The 18476-nt window shown below is 68.3% G+C and carries 10 protein-coding genes; 7 read left to right on the forward strand and 3 right to left on the reverse strand.

Features of this window, described 5'->3' with window-relative positions; genetic code table 11:
- From HUW62_RS35700 to HUW62_RS35710, 3 genes are all read right to left on the reverse strand, one after another.
- A partial coding sequence (locus HUW62_RS35700; RefSeq protein ID WP_368670561.1) for an Ig-like domain-containing protein occupies positions 1-4102 on the reverse strand: 4102 nt, incomplete at its 3' end.
- Between the two features lie 376 nt (positions 4103-4478).
- Complete coding sequence (locus HUW62_RS35705) at positions 4479-5123, reverse strand: hypothetical protein (protein WP_176436974.1); 645 nt, start codon at positions 5121-5123, stop codon at positions 4479-4481.
- Positions 5120-7015 (reverse strand): OmpA family protein, encoded by a 1896-nt coding sequence (locus HUW62_RS35710; protein WP_163870745.1) that lies wholly within the window; start codon positions 7013-7015, stop codon positions 5120-5122. The genes HUW62_RS35705 and HUW62_RS35710 overlap by 4 nt, the downstream gene beginning before the upstream one ends.
- 258 nt (positions 7016-7273) lie before the next feature.
- On the opposite strand from HUW62_RS35710, the gene HUW62_RS35715 reads away from it, so the two are divergent.
- From HUW62_RS35715 to HUW62_RS35745, 7 genes are all read left to right on the forward strand, one after another.
- A complete protein-coding gene (locus HUW62_RS35715; protein WP_163870744.1) occupies positions 7274-9538 on the forward strand; it encodes a type VI secretion system Vgr family protein in 2265 nt (754 codons plus the stop codon).
- Between the two features lie 199 nt (positions 9539-9737).
- Positions 9738-10298, forward strand: a complete 561-nt coding sequence (gene tssJ / locus HUW62_RS35720) for a type VI secretion system lipoprotein TssJ (protein WP_255203841.1) — start codon at positions 9738-9740, stop codon at positions 10296-10298.
- A complete protein-coding gene (gene tssK, locus HUW62_RS35725; RefSeq protein ID WP_163870742.1) occupies positions 10295-11662 on the forward strand; it encodes a type VI secretion system baseplate subunit TssK in 1368 nt (455 codons plus the stop codon). The genes tssJ and tssK overlap by 4 nt, the downstream gene beginning before the upstream one ends.
- A 15-nt stretch (positions 11663-11677) precedes the next feature.
- On the forward strand, positions 11678-12415 hold the full coding sequence (locus HUW62_RS35730; protein WP_163870741.1) for a DotU family type IV/VI secretion system protein: 738 nt from the start codon (positions 11678-11680) through the stop codon (positions 12413-12415).
- Entirely contained in the window at positions 12412-16125 is a 3714-nt protein-coding gene (tssM, locus tag HUW62_RS35735) for a type VI secretion system membrane subunit TssM (protein ID WP_163870740.1), read from the forward strand. Before HUW62_RS35730 ends, tssM begins: the two co-directional genes overlap by 4 nt.
- Positions 16125-17060, forward strand: coding sequence for a type VI secretion system-associated protein TagF (gene tagF / locus HUW62_RS35740; RefSeq protein WP_176436975.1), 936 nt, complete (start codon positions 16125-16127; stop codon positions 17058-17060). Before tssM ends, tagF begins: the two co-directional genes overlap by 1 nt.
- 21 nt (positions 17061-17081) lie before the next feature.
- The coding region (locus HUW62_RS35745) for a type VI secretion system domain-containing protein (RefSeq protein ID WP_176436976.1) at positions 17082-18476 on the forward strand (1395 nt) is incomplete at its 3' end.

The raw sequence follows: 18476 nt of genomic DNA on the forward strand, positions 1-18476 counted from the left end.
CCCCCAGGGCCAGGAGGACGAGCGACACGCCCCCTCCCCCGCCCGCCGAGGCACAGCTCAAGCCTCCGCCTCGGGCGTCGATCTCCAACGACGGGTCCAGCACGAAGTTGACGAGGGAGGACGGCATCGACGCGTTCCCCGCCTTGTCCTTCGCGACCAGCGTCACCGTATGGCTTCCGTAGTCCAACTCGGTGCGCGGAACGAAGCGCCAGTCACCGCTCGCGTCCGCCTGCACGGTGCCGATCTCCACCCCATTCTCCTGGATGGAGACCGTCGACTCCGCCTCCGCATCGCCTTGGAAGGTCGGCGTCCGCACCGACAGGATGTCGTTCGCCCTGGGAACCGACAGCACGGGCGGCACGGGGGCCTTCAGGTCCACCTGCCAGGTGAACTTGTCAGGCGTCGGGTCCTCGTTGCCCGCCGGGTCCTTCGCCTTCACCTGCAGGGTGTACTCCATCGACTCCTCGTCCGCGCTGCCCAACCCCGTCCTGCTGTAGCCCGAGGCATTGCAGCTCTCGAAGGGCGACCCATTGAAGCTGCAGGTATAGGTCACGCTGCTCTCATTCGAGCTGAACCGGAAGGTGGCTTCCGGGGAGTTGGTCAGGGTCTTCATCTCGCCGAACTCGATGGTGGTGTTCGGCGTCGTCGTGTCGACCTTCCAATCCCACGACTTCACCTCGGAGAAGTTGCCCGCGATGTCCTTCGCTCGAATCAACATCGTGTGGTTCTCATTGCTGCCGCTCACGGATCCCGAATACGGCGAAACACACGCCTCGAACTCCGCCGCGCCGTCGAGCGCGCACTCGTAGCGCTCCACCAGTTCGGAGGCATTGAAGGTGAACGTGAAGCTGGCCGTGGTGAGCCAGCCCGTGGGCCCGGTCGGCCCTGTCAGGATGGTCACCTCGGGAGCATCCGCATCCACCTGGATGGTGTAGGGCGGCGATGAGTCGCTGACGTTGCCCGCCCGGTCAGACACCGTGGCCTTGATGACGTGCGGACCACTGCTCAACTCCACGGTGGGCGTGAAGAGCCACGTCACTCCCTCGATTTCCACCGTCCCCACCTGCACGTCGTCGATGGAGATGGTGACGAGCCCTGGCTCCAACGTCTGGCCCTGGATGGTGGGCTTGCGCAGGTTTGTGGGTCGGTCCGAGCGCGGACCGGTGACGACCGGAGGCTGCGGCTTCACGGTATCCACCGTCCACGAGCGGCTCTTCGGAGTGGTATCCGGCTCAAGCGCGAAAACGGCTCGAACCGAGAGCGTGTGATTGCCTTCCGCCAGGCCCTCGTAGCGAGCCGTGTCCGGTGGTTCCTCCGGATTCCTGGGGCACGGAGTGAACGTGGAGGCCGTGTCCAGCTTGCACTCGAACGGGATCAGGCCCTTGTTGGACCACAGCCGGAAGACCGCGGTCTTGCTGCTGATGGGGCCGCCCACGCCATCCGGACCCGAAAGGATGTCCGTATCCACGGGGCCGGTACTGATGCTCCACGTGTGGGACGCCGGTGAGTCGTCACGGTTGCCCGCCTGATCCACGGCGCGAATCAACAGCGTCTGCGTGCCGTCGATCAGGTTGGACTTCTGGATGTAGCTCGCATCCACCCCCGGCCCCGGAGGAGGAAGCTCGCACGGTGTGAACGCCTGCTCGTCGTCCTCGGGCTGGCCCGGCGCCTCGTCTTCCGTCTCGTAGATGTGTCGACACTCGTAGGTCAGGGCTTCCGGTCTTCCGAGCCGGAAGAGGACCGTGGTGTTGCCATCACGAGGCGGCGGAGCCTCGATGATGGTCGTCTCCGGCTTCGTCACATCCACGATGAACGACACCGGGGCTGAATCCGTGACACGCGCCGCCGCGTCTGTCGAGCGGACGAACACCGTGTTGGGCCCTTCGTTCAGAGGCGTGGTGCGCAGGTAGCTCCATCGTCCATTCGGGCTCACGCTCACGGTGACGGGGTCCGGTGTCGGCCCGAAATAGATTTGCAGCGAGGTCCCCACCTCCGCGGTGCCACTCAGGGTCGGATAGCGCGTGGTGAGATAGGGACCCGGGCTGTCGATGGTGGGCACCGTCGGATCACTCAGGTCCACATGGAAGGTGAGCGTGGCGGAGAACGGGCTGACATTGCCCGCGGCGTCCGTCGTCATGGCCCGGACCCAGTGGAAACCATCCTGCAGGGGCGACGGAGTGAACGACACGCTCCACCCACCCTGGGCATCCACGGGGGTGGGCCCCAACACCACGGAGTCATCCACGTAGACGGTGACGCGGGTGTTGGGCGTAAGCCCCGCCGTCGATTCCAGCATGCCACTCAGGCTGATGGGCATCGTCGTGAAGTACCTGCCCTGGATGCTGGCCGCGAGCACGGGCCGCGAAGGCGGCAGCGTGTCTACCGTGATGCTCACAGGCGCGGACTGTCGCGTGTTCTCCGCCGCATCGGTGGCCACCGCGCTCAGCGTGTAGCTCCCATCGGAGAGCACGGCGGGAATCACGCTCCAGGCCCCGGAGGGGCCTGCCACCGCGTTCAAGGTCTGGGGCGGCCCCGGATCTGAGGGCGTCACGGTGACAGCCACGCGGACTCCGGGCTCAGTCGTTCCGACAATCGTGGGGCGGGACGTGTTCACCAGCCCCGCGCTGGGAGCAGTGATGACGATGGACGCCGGAGGATCGATGTCCACGACCCAGGTATGGCTGATGGGCGAGGGGTCGATGTTTCCCGCCGGGTCCACGGCGCGAACGTGGAACTGCCGCGTGCCCGAGACCAACCCGCTGAAGGTGCGTGAGCCCGACCCCGTTCCGTTACAGGGCATCGACGTGAAATCAATCCCGTTGAGGGAGCACTGGAAGGTCGCCGTGGCATCTGGACTTCGGTACTCGATGGTCACGGTGGTCGCGTTGTTCGGCGACTCGGGCGGGTTGAAGAACGACGTGTCGGGCGCCACGGTGTCGACAGCCCACGTGCGCGTCGCGGGAGACGGATCGGCGACACCCGACTCACTGTAGGCCGTCACGGACAGCGTGTGCGTGCCCTCGGCCAGCGCGGTGTATGTCTGACTCGGACCGCAGGCCACGGCCGGGACTCCGTCCAGCGAGCACTGGTACGTGGTGCCTCCCGTGAACGTGAAGTGAGCCACCTTCGAGTTCGTGGGATTGCCAGGGGGACTCGCCACGGGCCCAGCCGTGATGACCGTGTTTGGCTGGGTGAGGTCCACCCTCCACGTGTAGCTCTTCGGGTACGGGTCCTGATTGCCGGCGCGATCCACCGCGTAGGCCGTGACCCGGTAGTCACCTGTCGTGAGGCTGTTGAAGGTCTTCGAGGGAGTGCACAACTCGAAGGCGCCATCGCCGACAACCCCCAGATTGTCCAACGCGCACTGGAAGGTGCCGTTGGGCTCCGACGAGGTCATGTCGAACTTGGCACTCGTGAAGCGAGACACCAGGGGAACAGTGTCCGGAGTGAGCGTCGTCGACGGCGGGACGTTGTCGAAGTTGAACCTCAGCTCGGGAGTCAGGTCGCTATAGGCCCCCATGTATCCGGCTTGAGCCACCAGGCGAAACGGCGTGTTGTTGCTGCTCGCGGGGGCGTATGGATAGACAAACTCCTTCAGGCTGTCGGAAGCCGTCCGGGTGTTCAGGGGCGTATAGGTGAAGGGCGCCGATGCTCCGCCCACCGTGTAGAAGAGGACCTCCGAAAACCCGTGCTGCGTCTTCCCCTTCAGCAACGGGTTGTTCGTCCAGGAGTCGAGGCCGGGAGGACTCGCGAAGGTCGGCAGGGCAATCACATCAACGAACCCCGAGTCCAGGACCGTGACGGTGCCCGCGTAGTCCACCAGGCTGGTGGCGGTAGGCTGGGCGCCGTTGTGGACGGTGGGCTGCATTCCCCCGAGGGCAGCGGGTGCGACGGGAGCGCAGGTAGCGAGTCCCTGCGCCTGGAAGAACACGCGGCCACCACCACCACCACCACCAGGCCCCGAGTTCGTGTCGCTGTCCGCCCCCTTACCGCCTCCCGCCATCACCTTGTTCGCACCGCACGTGCCACTTCCCGTGAAGCGCAGATGCAGGGTTCCCCCGGCGCCACCACCATGTCCCACCAGGGTCGCCCCAGTTGGCACCCCGGGCGCACCGTTCGACAGGATCTCTCCACTTCCCGCGAGAGAAGCCGCGCGAATGAAGATGATTCCGCCTCCTCTCCCGCCTGCTCCATCCGTGGCAGTGCCCCGTGTGTGTCCGCTTCCGCCTCCGCCACCGAACGTGAGCCAGCTCATGGAGGAACCGCTCAGCGCAACGCCCCCTTTTCCCCCGGGAATGTCGTTACCACTCAACCTTCCACGACCGCCCACTCCTCCCGGTCCACCGTTGCCTCCGCCACCACCACCACCCGTGTTGCATGAACCGCCGCCTCCGCCATTCGCGGAGTTGTCCACGGAGTTCGCCTGCGCGGGCACGATGTCCTCGCCACTGAGCCCCAACTTGCCCACCCCTGAATCACTACATGCCGAACCCACCGCATCCGGCATATAGACGCCCCCGCGCAGCCCCAACCCCGATGCCTGAATCGTCCCGTTGTTGGTCAGGGTTCCACTGGCCAGGAACGCCAGCCCCCCCCCCCGATTTCCCATCCGGGCTATCACTCCACGGGGCCGCGCTGACGGTGGCACCGGATTGGATGATGACGTTCCGGTAACGAGGCACCGTGAGCATCTGCGCGCCAGCCGCCTTGTAGCTGTTGGCCAGCGGCCTCGTGAGGGTCACCGAGTTCGCGTTGAAGGACCGGATCTCCGCCAGCTCCCACTGCCCCACGGTCGGCGTCCCGCCACCAAACAGGTCGACGGGTGTCGTCGTTCCCCTCGCGGGCACGGGGCTCAGGCCCGTGGACTGGATGATCATCAGGTAGCCGTTGTTGGCGAGCCCCGTGAAGGTCCCCGTGAACGACAGGACGGTGTCCCCCTTGTTCGCATTCGCGCTGAGGGCCTTGTGGTTGTTGATGAGGTGCGGCGACCCCGTGGTCGTGAAGGTCACGTCATTGACCGCACCGGTCGCCCCACCCAGCCCGAACCTGTCCGGCTCCGCGCTCGCCGTGCCACACATCAACAGCACGCCCCACAGCAGCACTCGCGTCAGCAGCGTTCTCATGGCCGCACCTCCCCTGGCTTCACGGCTCCGTCCGCGGGAGCCGCTCCTCGCGACTCCTGCGGGTCGACGAACTTGAACTCGATGCGGCGGTTCTCTTCGCGGTCCTGATACGTGTTCTCCGGGGTCACCTTCGGCTTGGTCTTCCCGAAGCCCACCGCCATCAACCGGTCCGCCGGAGCCCCCTTGCTGATGAGGTACTGGCGCACCGCGTCCGCGCGGGCCTGCGACAAGCGCCGGCTGGCATCCAGCGGCGAGCGCAGATCCGTATGCGCGCCCACCACGACCATGGGCAACTCCGGGTGCTCCTTGACGATGCGCGCCACCCAGTTGAGCTGCTCCAGCGAGCGGCTCTGGATGACCACGCCCGAGGCCTCGAAGTAGATCTTCTCCATCAGCTCCAGGTGGCCCGCCTTGATCTCCACCAGCGGCGGCACGTTCGCCGGGCAGCCCAGGTTGTTCGCCGCGCCCACGTCCTTCACGCAGCTGTCCAATCGGTTGGGCACGCCGTCCTTGTCCGAGTCCATCTCCGGGCAGCCCTTGCGCTCCGCCGGGCCCGGCTCGTTGGGACACTCGTCGCTGTCGTTCTCGATGCCGTCCTTGTCGAAGTCACGCACCGGGCAGCCGCGGTTGTCCTCCGGTCCCGGGTCATCCGGGCAACTGTCCTTGCTGTCCTCGACCTCGTCCTTGTCCCGGTCCTCGACAGGGCAGCCATTGCGCGCGGGAGGGCCATTCTTGTCCGGGCACTCGTCGAGCATGTCCTCGATGCCGTCGCCATCCGTGTCCTGCGCCGAGCAGCCACCGCGCGCCGCGTCTCCGGGCACCAGCGGACAGCGGTCCACGCTGTTGATGATGCCGTCCCCGTCCTCATCGGAGTCGGGGCACTCCTGGATGGGGTCCTTCAGCGTCCGCACCAACCCCGGCTCACACCGCACCGACGACTCACCGGGCCCGCGCGTCGGCACCACCTTGCCGAACGAGCCACCCACCATCAGCCGGAACAACGGCGTCCCCGGGGCCGAGCCCACACCCATGCCCGCCAGGGCGAACAGCTCCAGCGACGGACTCGCCAGGTAACGCGCGCCCGGCAACAACTCCACCGCGCCGGGCTGATTCGTCAGCGGCAGCATCGCGCGCACGTTCAGCTCCCAGCGCAGCCGCCGCCCCGTCGTGGACAGCGCCGCGCCCAGGCGCATCTCCTGCCCCACCTCGTCCTCCAGGTCCCCCGTGCGCTCGGTCAGCAGCATCTTGTCCCGCTGGACGTAGCCGACCTCCAGGCCCGCGCGGATGCGGCCGAAGTGCCGCCCCACCATCAGCCTCGGCGACAGCCGCACCGAGCCGTCATCCCTCGAGAAGCCCTCCGCGCTGCCCAGGGGCACACCCACCCCCAGCTCCGCCGCGAGGTCCAGGATGCCCGACGCCTCCTGCGTCAAGAGCCCCACCCGGGCGCTCAACGACGGCGTGGAGAGCGTCTGCGCGCGCGGCTCCGGAATGCCCGCACCCGCCAACCCGGTGCTGTTGCCACCCTGAAACGCCACCAGTGGGACCTGCAACCCCACCTGCAACCAGCTCAACGGCGCATAGGCCGCGGCCAGGTGCGCCGTCGCGCGGCTGCCCACGACGGCGAGCTTCTTTCCGGTGTTCATGTAGACCAGCGGCTCGTGGGCGTACTGCATCGCCACCGTCGCCCGGAAGTCACCCATCGGGAGCAGCTCACCCAGCCCCACGAGCAGCGAGCCTTCCGCGCCAGGATTCAGCTCCAGCCGCTCCAGGTCGAAGCCTCTCAGGGGCGACTCAGTGGGAGCGGGGGGCGCGTCGTCCTGGGCCCCGGCGCTCGCGGACGTCAGCACGAACGCGAACGCGAGGACGCCTCGCAGCAGCCTGCTTCGTCTCATGATTCTCCCGGATGAATGGGCGTGTGGGTACCCCGGAGCCGTCCCACGATTCAAGCCGGCCCCCCGCGTCCACTCTACACCAGATGTCCCCGCGCTCTCTCCAGCCCGCACCCATCGGGTCCTCCGGCGCGAGAGCCCCGTGACAACGCTGCCACTGAAATCTCGGGCCAGGGATTCACGCCCGGTCAATTCGTGGCATGCTGGCGCATCACTCACCTCCCCGCGGCTCGCGCGGGGTCTGGCGCCGGGGGCACTCTGATGATCGCGAACGCCGCGTTGCTCGCGAACCAGGCCGAGTTCGAGTTCGAGGCAGGTTCCTTCACGGCCGCGGAGCTGGCGGTGCTCGGCTTCGAGGCCGAGGAGACGCTCTCCCAGCCCTACACCGTCGAGGTCGCCCTCGCCGTCCGGCCCGACCTCGAGGTGGAGGAGAAGCTGCTGCTCGGCAAGGACGCGCGCCTGACGGTGATGCTCGGTGACGGCACCGCCCGCTTCTTCCAGGGCGTCGTCTCGCGGATGACCCGCTGGGATGAAGGCAGCGGCCCCGAGCGCCGCCGCTACCGCGTCACCGTCGTCCCGCGCCTGTGGACGCTGCGCCACCGCCGCAAGAGCCGCATCTTCCAGGAGATGACCGTCCCGCAGATCGTCCACAAGGTCCTGGACGAGTCCAAGGTGGAGCACCGCCTGGCCCTCACCGGCTCCTACCCCGTGCGCGACTACTGCGTGCAGTACCGCGAGTCGGACCTGGATTTCGTCTCGCGGCTGCTCGAGGAGGAAGGCATCTTCTACTTCTTCGAGCACGCCGAAAGCTCACACATGATGGTGCTGGGCGATGGCTCGTCGGCCAATCCGCCCATGCAGGGCGAGTCCAAGCTCGTCTTCCGCGAGCGCTCGCACATGATTGCCTCGCAGGAGTACGTGCACGAACTGGTGGCCCGCACGGAGGTCCAGCCCGGCGTCGTCGCATTGCGTGACTACAACTTCCTGCGCCCCGCCCAGATGCTGGGCGCGGAGGCGGAGTCCGACGACGGCGAGACGGCGCTGGAGATCTACGACTACCCTGGCCGCTACGAGGAGCCGGGCCCCGGCCGCAACCTGGCCCAGGTGCGCCTGGAGGAGTTGCGCGCGCGCACCCAGACGGTGACGGGCGCCAGCTACTCCCGACGCGTCTGCCCCGGTCACGTCTTCGAGCTGGCCGAGCACCCCGACACGGCCGTCAATCGCAAGTACCTGCCCATCTCCGTGCGACACACCGGCCATCAGTCGGAGGCGGTGAGCATCGACCAGTCCACGCTGCGCTCGCGCGAGGGCTACCGCAACGAGTTCCTCTGCCAGCCCGCGGACATCCCCTACCGGCCCGCGCGCGTGACGCCCCGCCCCGTCATCCCCGGCGCGCAGACGGCGCGCGTCGTCGGGCCCGCGGGCGAGGAGATCCACACCGACGAGCATGGCCGCATCAAGGTCCAGTTCCACTGGGACCGCGAGGGCAAGGCCAACGACAAGAGCTCCTGCTGGATTCGCGTCAGCCAGGCCTGGGCCGGCCCGGGTTGGGGCGCGCTGTACCTGCCGCGCATCGGTCATGAAGTGGTGGTGGAGTTCCTGGAGGGAGACCCGGACCGCCCCCTCGTCACCGGCAGCGTCTACAACGGCCAGAATCCGCCGCCCATCGACCTGCCCGGCAGCAAGACGCAGAGCACCCTGCGCTCCAGCTCCAGCCCCGGCGGCGACGGCTCCAACGAGCTGCGCTTCGAGGACGCGGCTGGCTCGGAGCTCGTCTATCTGCACGCGCAGAAGGACTTCAACGTCGTCGTGGAGAACGACAAGACGCAGGAGGTCCGAGGCAACGAGACGTTGCTGGTGAAGAAGGACCGCGCGCGCGTCATCGAGGGCAACCAGTCCCTCCAGGTGAAGAAGGACGACGACAGCACCATCAGCGGCAACCAGTCGCTGGCCGTCACCGGCAACCGCTCCACCACCGTGGCCGGCAACCACACCGAGTCCATCAAGGGCGACCAGTCCATCGGCGTCAGCGGCAGCCAGAGCCTGGCGGTCAGCATGGCGTCGGCGGAGACGGTGGGCCTGGGGAAGATGCTCACCGTGGGCGGAGCGCTCGCCATCAGCGTGGGCGCCGCCTTCAACGAGCTGGTGGGCGGCGTCAAATCCGAGCAGGTGGGCGGCGCCAAGGTGGAGGTCGTCGGCGCCAAGAAGTCCGAGTCCGTCAAGGGCGCCCGCTCCACGCAGGTGGGCGGAGACCTGTCGGAAGAGATTGGCAAGTCGCGGATGTTGAAGGTGGACAAGGACCTCATCGTCAGCGTCGGTGGCAAATCCAACCACGCCACCAAGGACGCCTACGTCCTGCAGGCCAAGGAGATCTCCCTGGTCGCCGAGGAGCAGTTCACCCTCAAGGTCGGCTCCGCCACGTTGCAGGTGAAGAAGAACGGGGACGTCGTCATCAAGGGCGCCAAGATTGAAGTCACCGGCAGCGGCGACGTCATCATCAAGGGCTCCAAAATCTCCGAAAACTAAATCGTTTCAGGCGGACCCAGGGGGGTGGCTTGAAACCGGTCCACTGTGTCTGGCACTTTACGCTTCGCACGGAACCGAAGACGGTGCCGGGCCCTCAAAAGGAATGTGGAATTTGGCGCTAGGACACACTGGCGCCGGTGCGGCGGGGGTGGCCGGCCGGTGCCTTCGGTGGGGTGTGGTCGCCGCGCAGGCGCTGGCCTTGAGCGTGGGAGCGGGCTGCGCGAAACGCGTGCCCTTCGCCTGCGAGACACCGCCTCCGTTCCAGGTGGTGGTGGACGCGGCCGAGCAACTCAATCCGGATTCCAAAGGGCGCTCGTTGCCCACCGTGGTCCAGATTGTCCAGCTCAAGGACAGCGTGAAGCTGGAGCGCGCGGGCTTCCGTGACTTGTGGGGCAAGCCCGAGGCGCTGCTGAAGGAGGACCTGCTGCAGGTGGCCGAAGTCGTCGTGGCGCCCGGCAAGCAGGAGAAGCGCTGGATTCAGAGGGACCCGAAGGCGCGCTTCGTGCTCGCCATGGGCCTGTTCCGACAGCCACTGGGTTACTCCTGGCGCGCGGTGGCGACATTGCCCGTGGTGCCGGAGTCGCGCTGCGTGGAGCGTCCCGCCGGAGACCAGGGGCCGCCGAAGGAGGACGACGAGGTCTTCCGCTACCGGCTCCAGGGTTATCAAATCGACTTGATGTTCCGGCCCCTCAGCGTGGCGCCGGAGCAACACAACAACCCCGAATCCGGCGACCGAGAGTCGCCCCGGAGAGGCGCATGAAGTCCGCGCAGCGCGTCGTGTGGTCCGAGGGCATGTTCATGAGCCCGCACCACCTCCAGCAACAGGACCTGTATCACGAGCAGCTCCTGGAGAACCGGCTGGGGGCCCTGGAGCCCTATCCCTGGGGCGTGGTGGCCATGGAGCTGGATTTGGAGGGCCTGCGCGCCGGCCAGGTGCAGCTGTCGAACTTCGTCGGGGTGCTGCCGGACGGGCTGACGGTGTCCTTCGAGTCCGGAGACGCCGAGGCCCCCTCCGCGCGTCCCGCCGAGGGCTACTTCCCTCCCGCGCAGCGCACCCTGGACGTGTACCTGGGCGTGCCGCGCGAGCGCAGCGGCGTGGAGAGCTACGGCAGCGGGGAGCGCATTGGCGGCAGTCCGCGTTACACGCCCGTCACGCGGCCCATCAGCGACCTGACGGCGTCCACGTCCATCTCCCAGGTGGGCTTCGGCCAGCGCAACGTGCGGCTGCTCTTCGGCACCGAGCCGCGTGACGACTTCGAGGCCATCAAGCTGTTCGAGCTGACGCGCGACAAGTCCGGCAGCCTGGCCGTGGTCGACGCCTACGTCCCGCCCTCCTTGCGCATCGACGCGTCGCCGTTCGTCATGGGCGAGTTGCGCACGCTCCTGCGGCTGATGGTCTCCAAGCAGCGCCAGCTCGCCTCGCGCCGCCGCCACCGGGACGCGTCCGCGCTGGAGTTCACCGCGGGCGACGTGACGCTCTTCCTGGAGCTCAACGCCCTCAACGGCACCATCCCCTTCCTGCAGCACGCGCTGGACGCGGGCAACCTGCGGCCCCGGGATATGTATCTGACGCTGGTGCAGTGCGCGGGCCAGCTCTGCACCTTCTCCTCCAGCGCGGACCCCACCACGCTGCCGTCCTTCCAGTTCACGAACCTGCGCGCGACGTTCGAGGAGCTGTTCCGCCGCCTGTCGGAGCTGATGCGCGCGGTGGCGCTGGAGCAGTGCCTCACGGTGGACCTCTCCGCGGGCACGGACGGAATGTTCCGCGGCAAGCTGGAGGACGAGCGGCTGGAGCGCTGCGGCGCCTTCCTCCTGGCGGTGAGGAGCGATTTGCCCGAGCGCGTCGTCGCCGAGCAGTTCCCCAAGCTCACCAAGGTGGCCTGCTGGGACGACATCCCTGGCCTCGTCCGAGCCGCCGCGCCGGGCGTGCCGCTGGCCGTCACGTACCGCCCGCCGCCGGAGGTCCCGGTGCAGCCGGGCACCGTGTACTTCAGCCTCTCGATGAATGACGGCTATTGGAAGAACGTGATGCGAGACCACAACCTCGCGCTCTATCTGCCGCAGCCGTTCGACGCGGCCCGAACGACCGTGGAGCTGCTCGCGGTCCCCACCGCCAATCGCTGACGCGCAGGGATTTCCATGGACCGAGTGACGGAAGCCACGAAGGACTGTTTCGACGCCGCCATCCACCTGCGCGGCTCGGAGGCGGCGGCCATTCCTCCGCCGGAGACGCTCTATCACCGCCTGCGCGGGGTGGTGGACGAACTCTTGCGGCGCGCCGCGGTGCTCGGCTTCAGTCACCAGGACGCCCAGGACATGGCCTACGCCATGGTGGCGCTCATCGACGAGGTCGTCCTCAGCCGGCCGGAGGAGTACCGGCAGTTCTGGATGACCAACCCGCTGCAGCTCCACTACTTCAACGAGAACATCGCGGGCGACGGCTTCTTCGCCAGGTTGGACCTGGTGCGCAAGGACCCGCACCGCGCCGAGGTCCTCCAGGTCTATTACCTGTGCATGCTCTTCGGCTTCCAGGGGCGCTACCGCATCCGCGGCGGCGAGTTGGAGTTGATGACGCTCATCGACACGGTGAAGAAGGACCTGGAGCGCGCGCGCCCCTTCGACTTCGACGTGCTGTCGCCGCACGGTGAGCGCCCCACCGACTCGCTGCTCTCCAAGCGAAGGAAGACGCCCGTGCTGGCCCTGTCCGCGGGCTCGCTGGCGGTGGCGGTGCTCTTCTACGGCGTGCTGCAGTTCTTCCTGAAGGACAAGGTGGACGAGCTGTCGAGCCGCATCGAGCTTCACGCCGCCAAGAACGTCGCCGGCACGCTGGCTCCGCCGCAAACGGGCGCCACCGCCAACCCGGGAGGCACGCAATGATGGCCTACCTGCTACCGCTGCTGGGCATCGGCGCGCCCATGTTCGCGCTGATGAGCTACCTGGGCCTCACTCCTCCCCAGGCCGCCATCGTCGCCGCGCTCGCGGGCCTCTTGGCCATGGGCGTGGTGTGGGTGGTCAAGCGCATCCGCGCGCGGCGCGCCGCCAAGAAGCTGGAAGGCGCGCTCGCGGCTCAAGGCGAAGAGCAGGCCGCCACGGTGCGGCCGGACCTGCAGCCCGAAATCAAGGCGATGCAGGACGAGTTCACCAAGGCGGTGGGCGCGCTCAAGGCGTCCAAGCTGGCGCGCGGCGGCAAGGACGCGCTGGCGGTGCTGCCCTGGTACCTCATCGTCGGCCCTCCGGGCGCGGGCAAGAGCACCGCGCTTCGCAACTCCGGCCTGAAGTTCCCCTACCTCTCCGCGCGCGGTGGCGTGCGCGGCGTGGGTGGCACGCGCAACTGCGACTGGTGGCTCACCAACGAGGCCGTCATCCTCGACACGGCGGGCCGCTATACCAGCGCGGAGGAGGACCGCCCCGAGTGGATGGCCTTCCTGGACACGGTGGTGAAGCACCGCCCCAGCCGCCCCATCAACGGCCTCATCGTCGCCATCAGCGTCAGCGAGCTGATGACGGCGGACCCGCAGGCGGTGGGCGAGATGGGTCAGACCATCCGCGAGCGCCTGGACGAAATCACCGGCCGGCTGAAGATGCTGGTGCCCGTCTACGTGATGGTCACCAAGTGCGACCTGCTGCCGGGCTTCGTGGAGATGTTCTCCGATTTGTCCCGCGTGGAGCGCGGGCAGGTCTGGGGCTTCACCGTGCCGCTGGAGCACCAGAAGGACGCCAGCACGGACCTGTTCCGCGAGCGCTTCGACGAGATGCTCTCCGTGCTGGAGCAGCGCTCGCTGCGGCGGCTGGGCCAGGAGCGCCGGCTGGAGACGCGCGAGAACATCTACGGCTTCCCGCAGCGCTTCGACGCGCTCCGGAAGAACCTGGCCGAGTTCCTCCAGCCGCTCTTCCTGGAGAACGTGTTCCAGGACACGCCCGTCTTCCGCGGCCTGTACTTCAACAGCGGCACGCAGGACGTGCGCGCGGTGGACAAGGTGTCCCCGTCCGCGGGTGAGCTGTTCGGCACCAGCAACGGCCGGCCACAGATAGACGGCGCGTCCACCGAGGGGCGCAGCTACTTCCTCTGGGACGTCTTCACGAAGGTGATGTTCCAGGACCAGCAGGTGGCGGTGCGCAGCTCGCTGGAGGAAGCGCGGGTGCGCCGGCAGAGCATGGTGCTGGCGGGCGCGGCGTTGGCGGCCACGGCGCTGCTGCTGTCCATGCCCACCCTCTCCTATTTCCAGAACCGCTTCCTGGCGGAGGCCGTCACCAAGGCCATCACCGATGTGAACCTGGACCCGCGCGACGACGTGCGCCGCGTGGAGGACCTGCTGCCGCTCAGCAAGCGCCTGGAGGAGCTGACCCGGCACGAGGAGGAAGGCGCACCGGTGTGGATGCGCTTCGGCCTCTACCAGGGCCACAAGCTGCTTCCGCAGGCGCGCCAGTTCTACAACACCGCCTTGCGCCGCGTGCTGCTGGGCAAGCAGTTCGAGCTCATCCAGCAACGGCTGGAGGGCTTCGCGCGCAGCCCGGACATGCTGGCGCTCAGGGACCCGAGGGAGCACGCGCGCCGCTCCGCCGAGTTCAAGCAGTACGTCGATGACCTGAAGATGTACCTGCTGGTGACGACGCCCAGGGACCCGAAGGAGCCGGAGCTGGACGAGACGCAGCGCCGGTGGCTGGTGCGCCAGATTGTCGACCACTGGGCGGGCGTGCGTGGCAGCGCGCTGGACGAAGGGACGGTCGCCACCCACGCCACCACGTTCATCAAGATGCTGGGGGCCGAGCAGGCCCTGCCGGATGACCAGAAGCCCGCGAGCGCGGAGCGCATCGCCTTCCCCCGGGAGCGCGCCATCATCGTGGGCGCGCGCCGCGCGCTCATCCGGGTGCCCCTGGAGAAGCTGGAGCTGGCGCGCATCGTGGAGACCACTCGCACGCAGTACGGAGACGTCACGCTGGAGCAGTTGATGGGCTCGGTGCCGCAGTTCAGCTCCAACATGGCGGTGCGCGGCGCCTTCACCCGCAACGCCTACGAGAACGAAGTGAAGCAGCAGCTCGACTCGGCGTTCTCGGACCAGGACGCGTGGGTGTTGGACCGGGACGTCAACATGGACGTGGAGGCGTCGCGGCGGGCACTGCGCTCGCTCTACTTCTCCAGCTACATCCAGGAGTGGAAGGACTTCCTCAACGCCATCAAGGTGTCCGAGCCCAAGGACAACGTCCAGTTGGAGGACCTGCTCACCAACCTGACGCGCGGCACACCCAAGCCCTACAGCCGGCTGTTCAACTCCATCGTCAACAACGTCCAGTTGGAGCGACGCGTCCCCAAGGTCGAAGCCACGAGCACGAACAAGCTGACGGCGTCCGTACAGAAGATCTTCGGCTCCGGTGACGACGCCGTCATCGAGAAGAACCGGGAGAAGCTCAACCCGCTCGCCCCCTCCGGCGAAGAGGAGATCCTGGCCCGGGACGTGGCACGTGAGTTCGCCTCCATCATCCGGTTCGCCACGGAGCGCTACAAGACGGACGACGGCGAGGAGACGCTGACGGCGCTCGTTGAATACGAGGAGCAGCTCGTCACCGTGCACACCGCGATGCTCGCGTCGAAGGACAAGCCGGGAGAGGGCGCGGAGCTGACCAAGAAGAGCAACGCCGCGCGCAGCTACGTGGAGATGCTCATCCGCAAGCAGACGGACAACATCGCCATCTTCGAGCGCCTGCTGTTGCCGCCCTTCAAGGACACCATCGTCGTCATCGCCCAGGGCCAGGCTCAGGACAAGAGCAAGCTGTGGTGCGAGCAGGTGGCCCTCCCCTTCAACCGGGCCTTCAAGGACATGTACCCGTTCACCCCCGGCTCACAGAAGGACGCGCCGCTACTCGAGGTCGCGGAGTTCCTGCGACCCGACACCGGGGTGCTGCGCAAGTTCATCAAGGAGCAGCTCAGCGAGCAGCTCGTCGCCACGGGCCGCAAGTGGGACTTCACCTCCGCCGCCAGCACGCACTATCGGCCGGAGCTGCTCTCCTTCCTGGAGAAGACGCAGGCCCTCGCGGCCACCCTGTTCCCGGGCGGTGAATCGGCGGGCATGGTGGACCCGCTGGTGCGCTTCCAGGTGCGCATCCGCCCCGGCGTCTCCCCTGACGGCGCCGCGTCGCGCATCTCCTCCATCATCTTCACGCTCGACGGCACCGACGAGGTGTACCGCAACGGTCCCGACACGCTGTGGAAGCCGATGATCTGGCCCGGCCAGGCCGGCAAGCTCGGCGCACGCCTCGTCGTGCAGAGCGTGGATGGGGCCACCGAATCGGTGCAGGACGAGGAGGGTGACTGGGGCCTGTTCCGGCTGCTCGAGCGCGTGAAGAAGATCGAACCCAGCCCGGATGGGCGCTACTTCACGGCGACGTGGGACATCGATGAAATCGATGGCGCGCAGGTCTCCATCGACTTCCGGCCGGAGCGCACCACCAACCCCTTCTTCGGGCTGGCGGGCAACACGTCCAAGCTGATGGGCATCTTCCGGGACTCCGGCATGAAGGTGCCCATGGGCATCTCGCTCACTGGCAAGGGCTGTGCGCCGGAGGCCGTGGCCGCGGGCGGAGCCCCCTGATGGCGGTGCAGCAACCTCCTCGCATCGGCTTGTTGGGAAAGACGCCACGCCAGGCGGAGTTCGTCCGGTTCAACGCCTCCACGCCACTCGCCCTCCACCTCTACGCGTGGATGGAGGCCGGCGTGGAGCGCGCGCGCAAGGCGCGGATGGACCTGCCCTCGGAGCCCGCGCACTTCGTCTTCACCGCCCCTGGCCAGAAGCAGGCGCTGGTGGGGTTGATGGCGCCCAGCGTGGACAGCGTGGGCCGCGCGTTTCCGCTGGCCATCTTCACCGAGGTGCCTTCGGCCAGCACCGCGCCCCGCTTCGCGCTTACACCCGAGGCCTATCAGCCCTTCCTTCGCGCCGCCGGAGCCCTGGCCCACGCGGCGGCGGAGTTGGACGTGCCGCAGCTCACCGAGCGCACCACGGCGCTGCCCGTCCCGGGCCCGGGTGACTTCAGCGTGGCCGAGCGGCTGCGCGACAGCGTCCTCGCCGAGCACCACCTCGCCGACCTCCTGGGCCCCGTGACGGAGGGCTCGCCCACCGGGGGGCAGTACTACGCGCTGCACACCTTCCTCACCGCGTGCATCGGTGAGCGCGGACGCGAGCAGTCCGCCGCGGGCGTGGTGCTGGACTGTCCGTTGACGGCGCGCGTGGGCCCGGTGGCGTGGCTGGAGCTGTCCTCGCGCCTCTTGCGCTGGCCCCACCAGCCGCCGTCCTTCTTCTGGTCCGAGGGAGACAAGCCCCGGTTGCTCTTGAGCCTGGGCTCCGCGTCGCCCTCCGTCTTCCTCGCGCTCGCCCAGCCTGGCCGCCCCGGCGCCCAGGTGTGGCCGCTGCGCACCGAACGTCCCGCCGCCATCGACAACGCGCGCAAGGGCCTGACGGCCTCCGCGCGTCAGGTCATCGACTCCCCCTCCACCACCCTCGACCAGCTCCTGCGCGCGCTGTCGCGCTGAAAGCACCCGAAGCCTCGCACCATGCCTCCCACCCTCGAAGAGCTCCGTGAGCGCGCCCGTCCCTGGCTGGAGCCCGTGCCCGGCACCGCGCCCGCCGGCATGCAGGCGAAGCATGAGCCGGCCTACGAGGCCATCACCGCCGAGGTGGCGAAGCTGGAGTCCCCCGCCAGCAACGCCGTGCGCTGGGACGAAGTCGTGCGCGGCGCCGACGAGCTGCTCAAGGGCACCACCAAGGACCTCTGGCTCGCCTCGTATCTGGCCTACGGCCTCTACGTCACCCGGGGCATGGACGGCGCCGCCACCGGCGCGGCCCTGCTCGCGGAGGTGACGGAGCGCTTCTGGCCCGACCTCTTTCCAGAGATGAAGCGGCTGCGCGCGCGCGCCAACGCCGTGGGCTGGTTCGTGGAGCGACTGGGCAAGCTCTTGCCCTCCCTCGACCAGGCCAGCGTGAGCGCCGAGTCGCTCGACGCGCTGGCCTTCGCCATCAAGCGCCTGTCCACCCTGTCGCGTGAGCGCTTCGCGGACCAGTCACCCGCCTTCGGCCCGATTCAGGACGCCATCGCGCGGCTGCGCGCCGGCCTGCCCGAGCCCCTCCCCGCGGCGCCTCCGCGAGACTCCGCCCTTGCCGAGACCGTGAACGACGCGACGGGCGCGACGAGCCTGGAGCCGGCCTCGAACCCCGCCTCCACTCCCGCGAACGCCGAAGCCTCGTCACCGGTGAACACTCACACGGCCCCGAGGAACGAGGCGCCCACGAGCGAGCGGCACGCATCCCCGAAGGCCGCTCAGCCGCCGCGCCCCACGTCCTCCCAGAACGGTGCTCAGCCTTCGGTGGCGCCACGTGGCGCGACGACCCCGCAGGGCCCGTCCGCTTCAAACAACATCGTCGTGCCGCCGCTGCCCACCCTTCCCGCGCAGCCGGACCTCTCCAGCACCGAGGCCGTCACCGACTTCCTGCGCAACGTCGGCGCCGCGCTCCTGAGCGCCGCGGGCGCGCTGCGACACGCGAGCCACGCGGACCCCGTCTCCTACCGGCTCTTGCGGACCGGTGTCTGGCTGCACCTGGCGCGTCCTCCCGTCCCGGGCGCCAACGGCCGCACGACGCTCCAGCCGCCACCGGACTCGCTGCGCACCAAGCTGGAGACGCTGGAGGCCAACCAGCGCTGGAGCGAGCTGCTCGACGAGGCCGAGGCCGCCGTCGTCCAGCACCGCTTCTCATTGAGCCCGCACCGCTTCAGTGCCGCCGCGCTCAAGGGACTGGGCGAAACCCACACCGCCGCCCACGCCGCGCTGGTGCGGGAGCTGCGCGTGCAACTGCGCCGCATGCCGGGCGTGGAGGAGTTGCTCGCGGCCGACGGCTCGCCCCTCACCGACGAGGCCACCCGCGCCTGGTTGCGCGCGGAGGTCCTTCAAGCC

Source organism: Myxococcus sp. AM011, assembly GCF_013372595.1.
GTDB lineage: Bacteria > Myxococcota > Myxococcia > Myxococcales > Myxococcaceae > Myxococcus > Myxococcus eversor.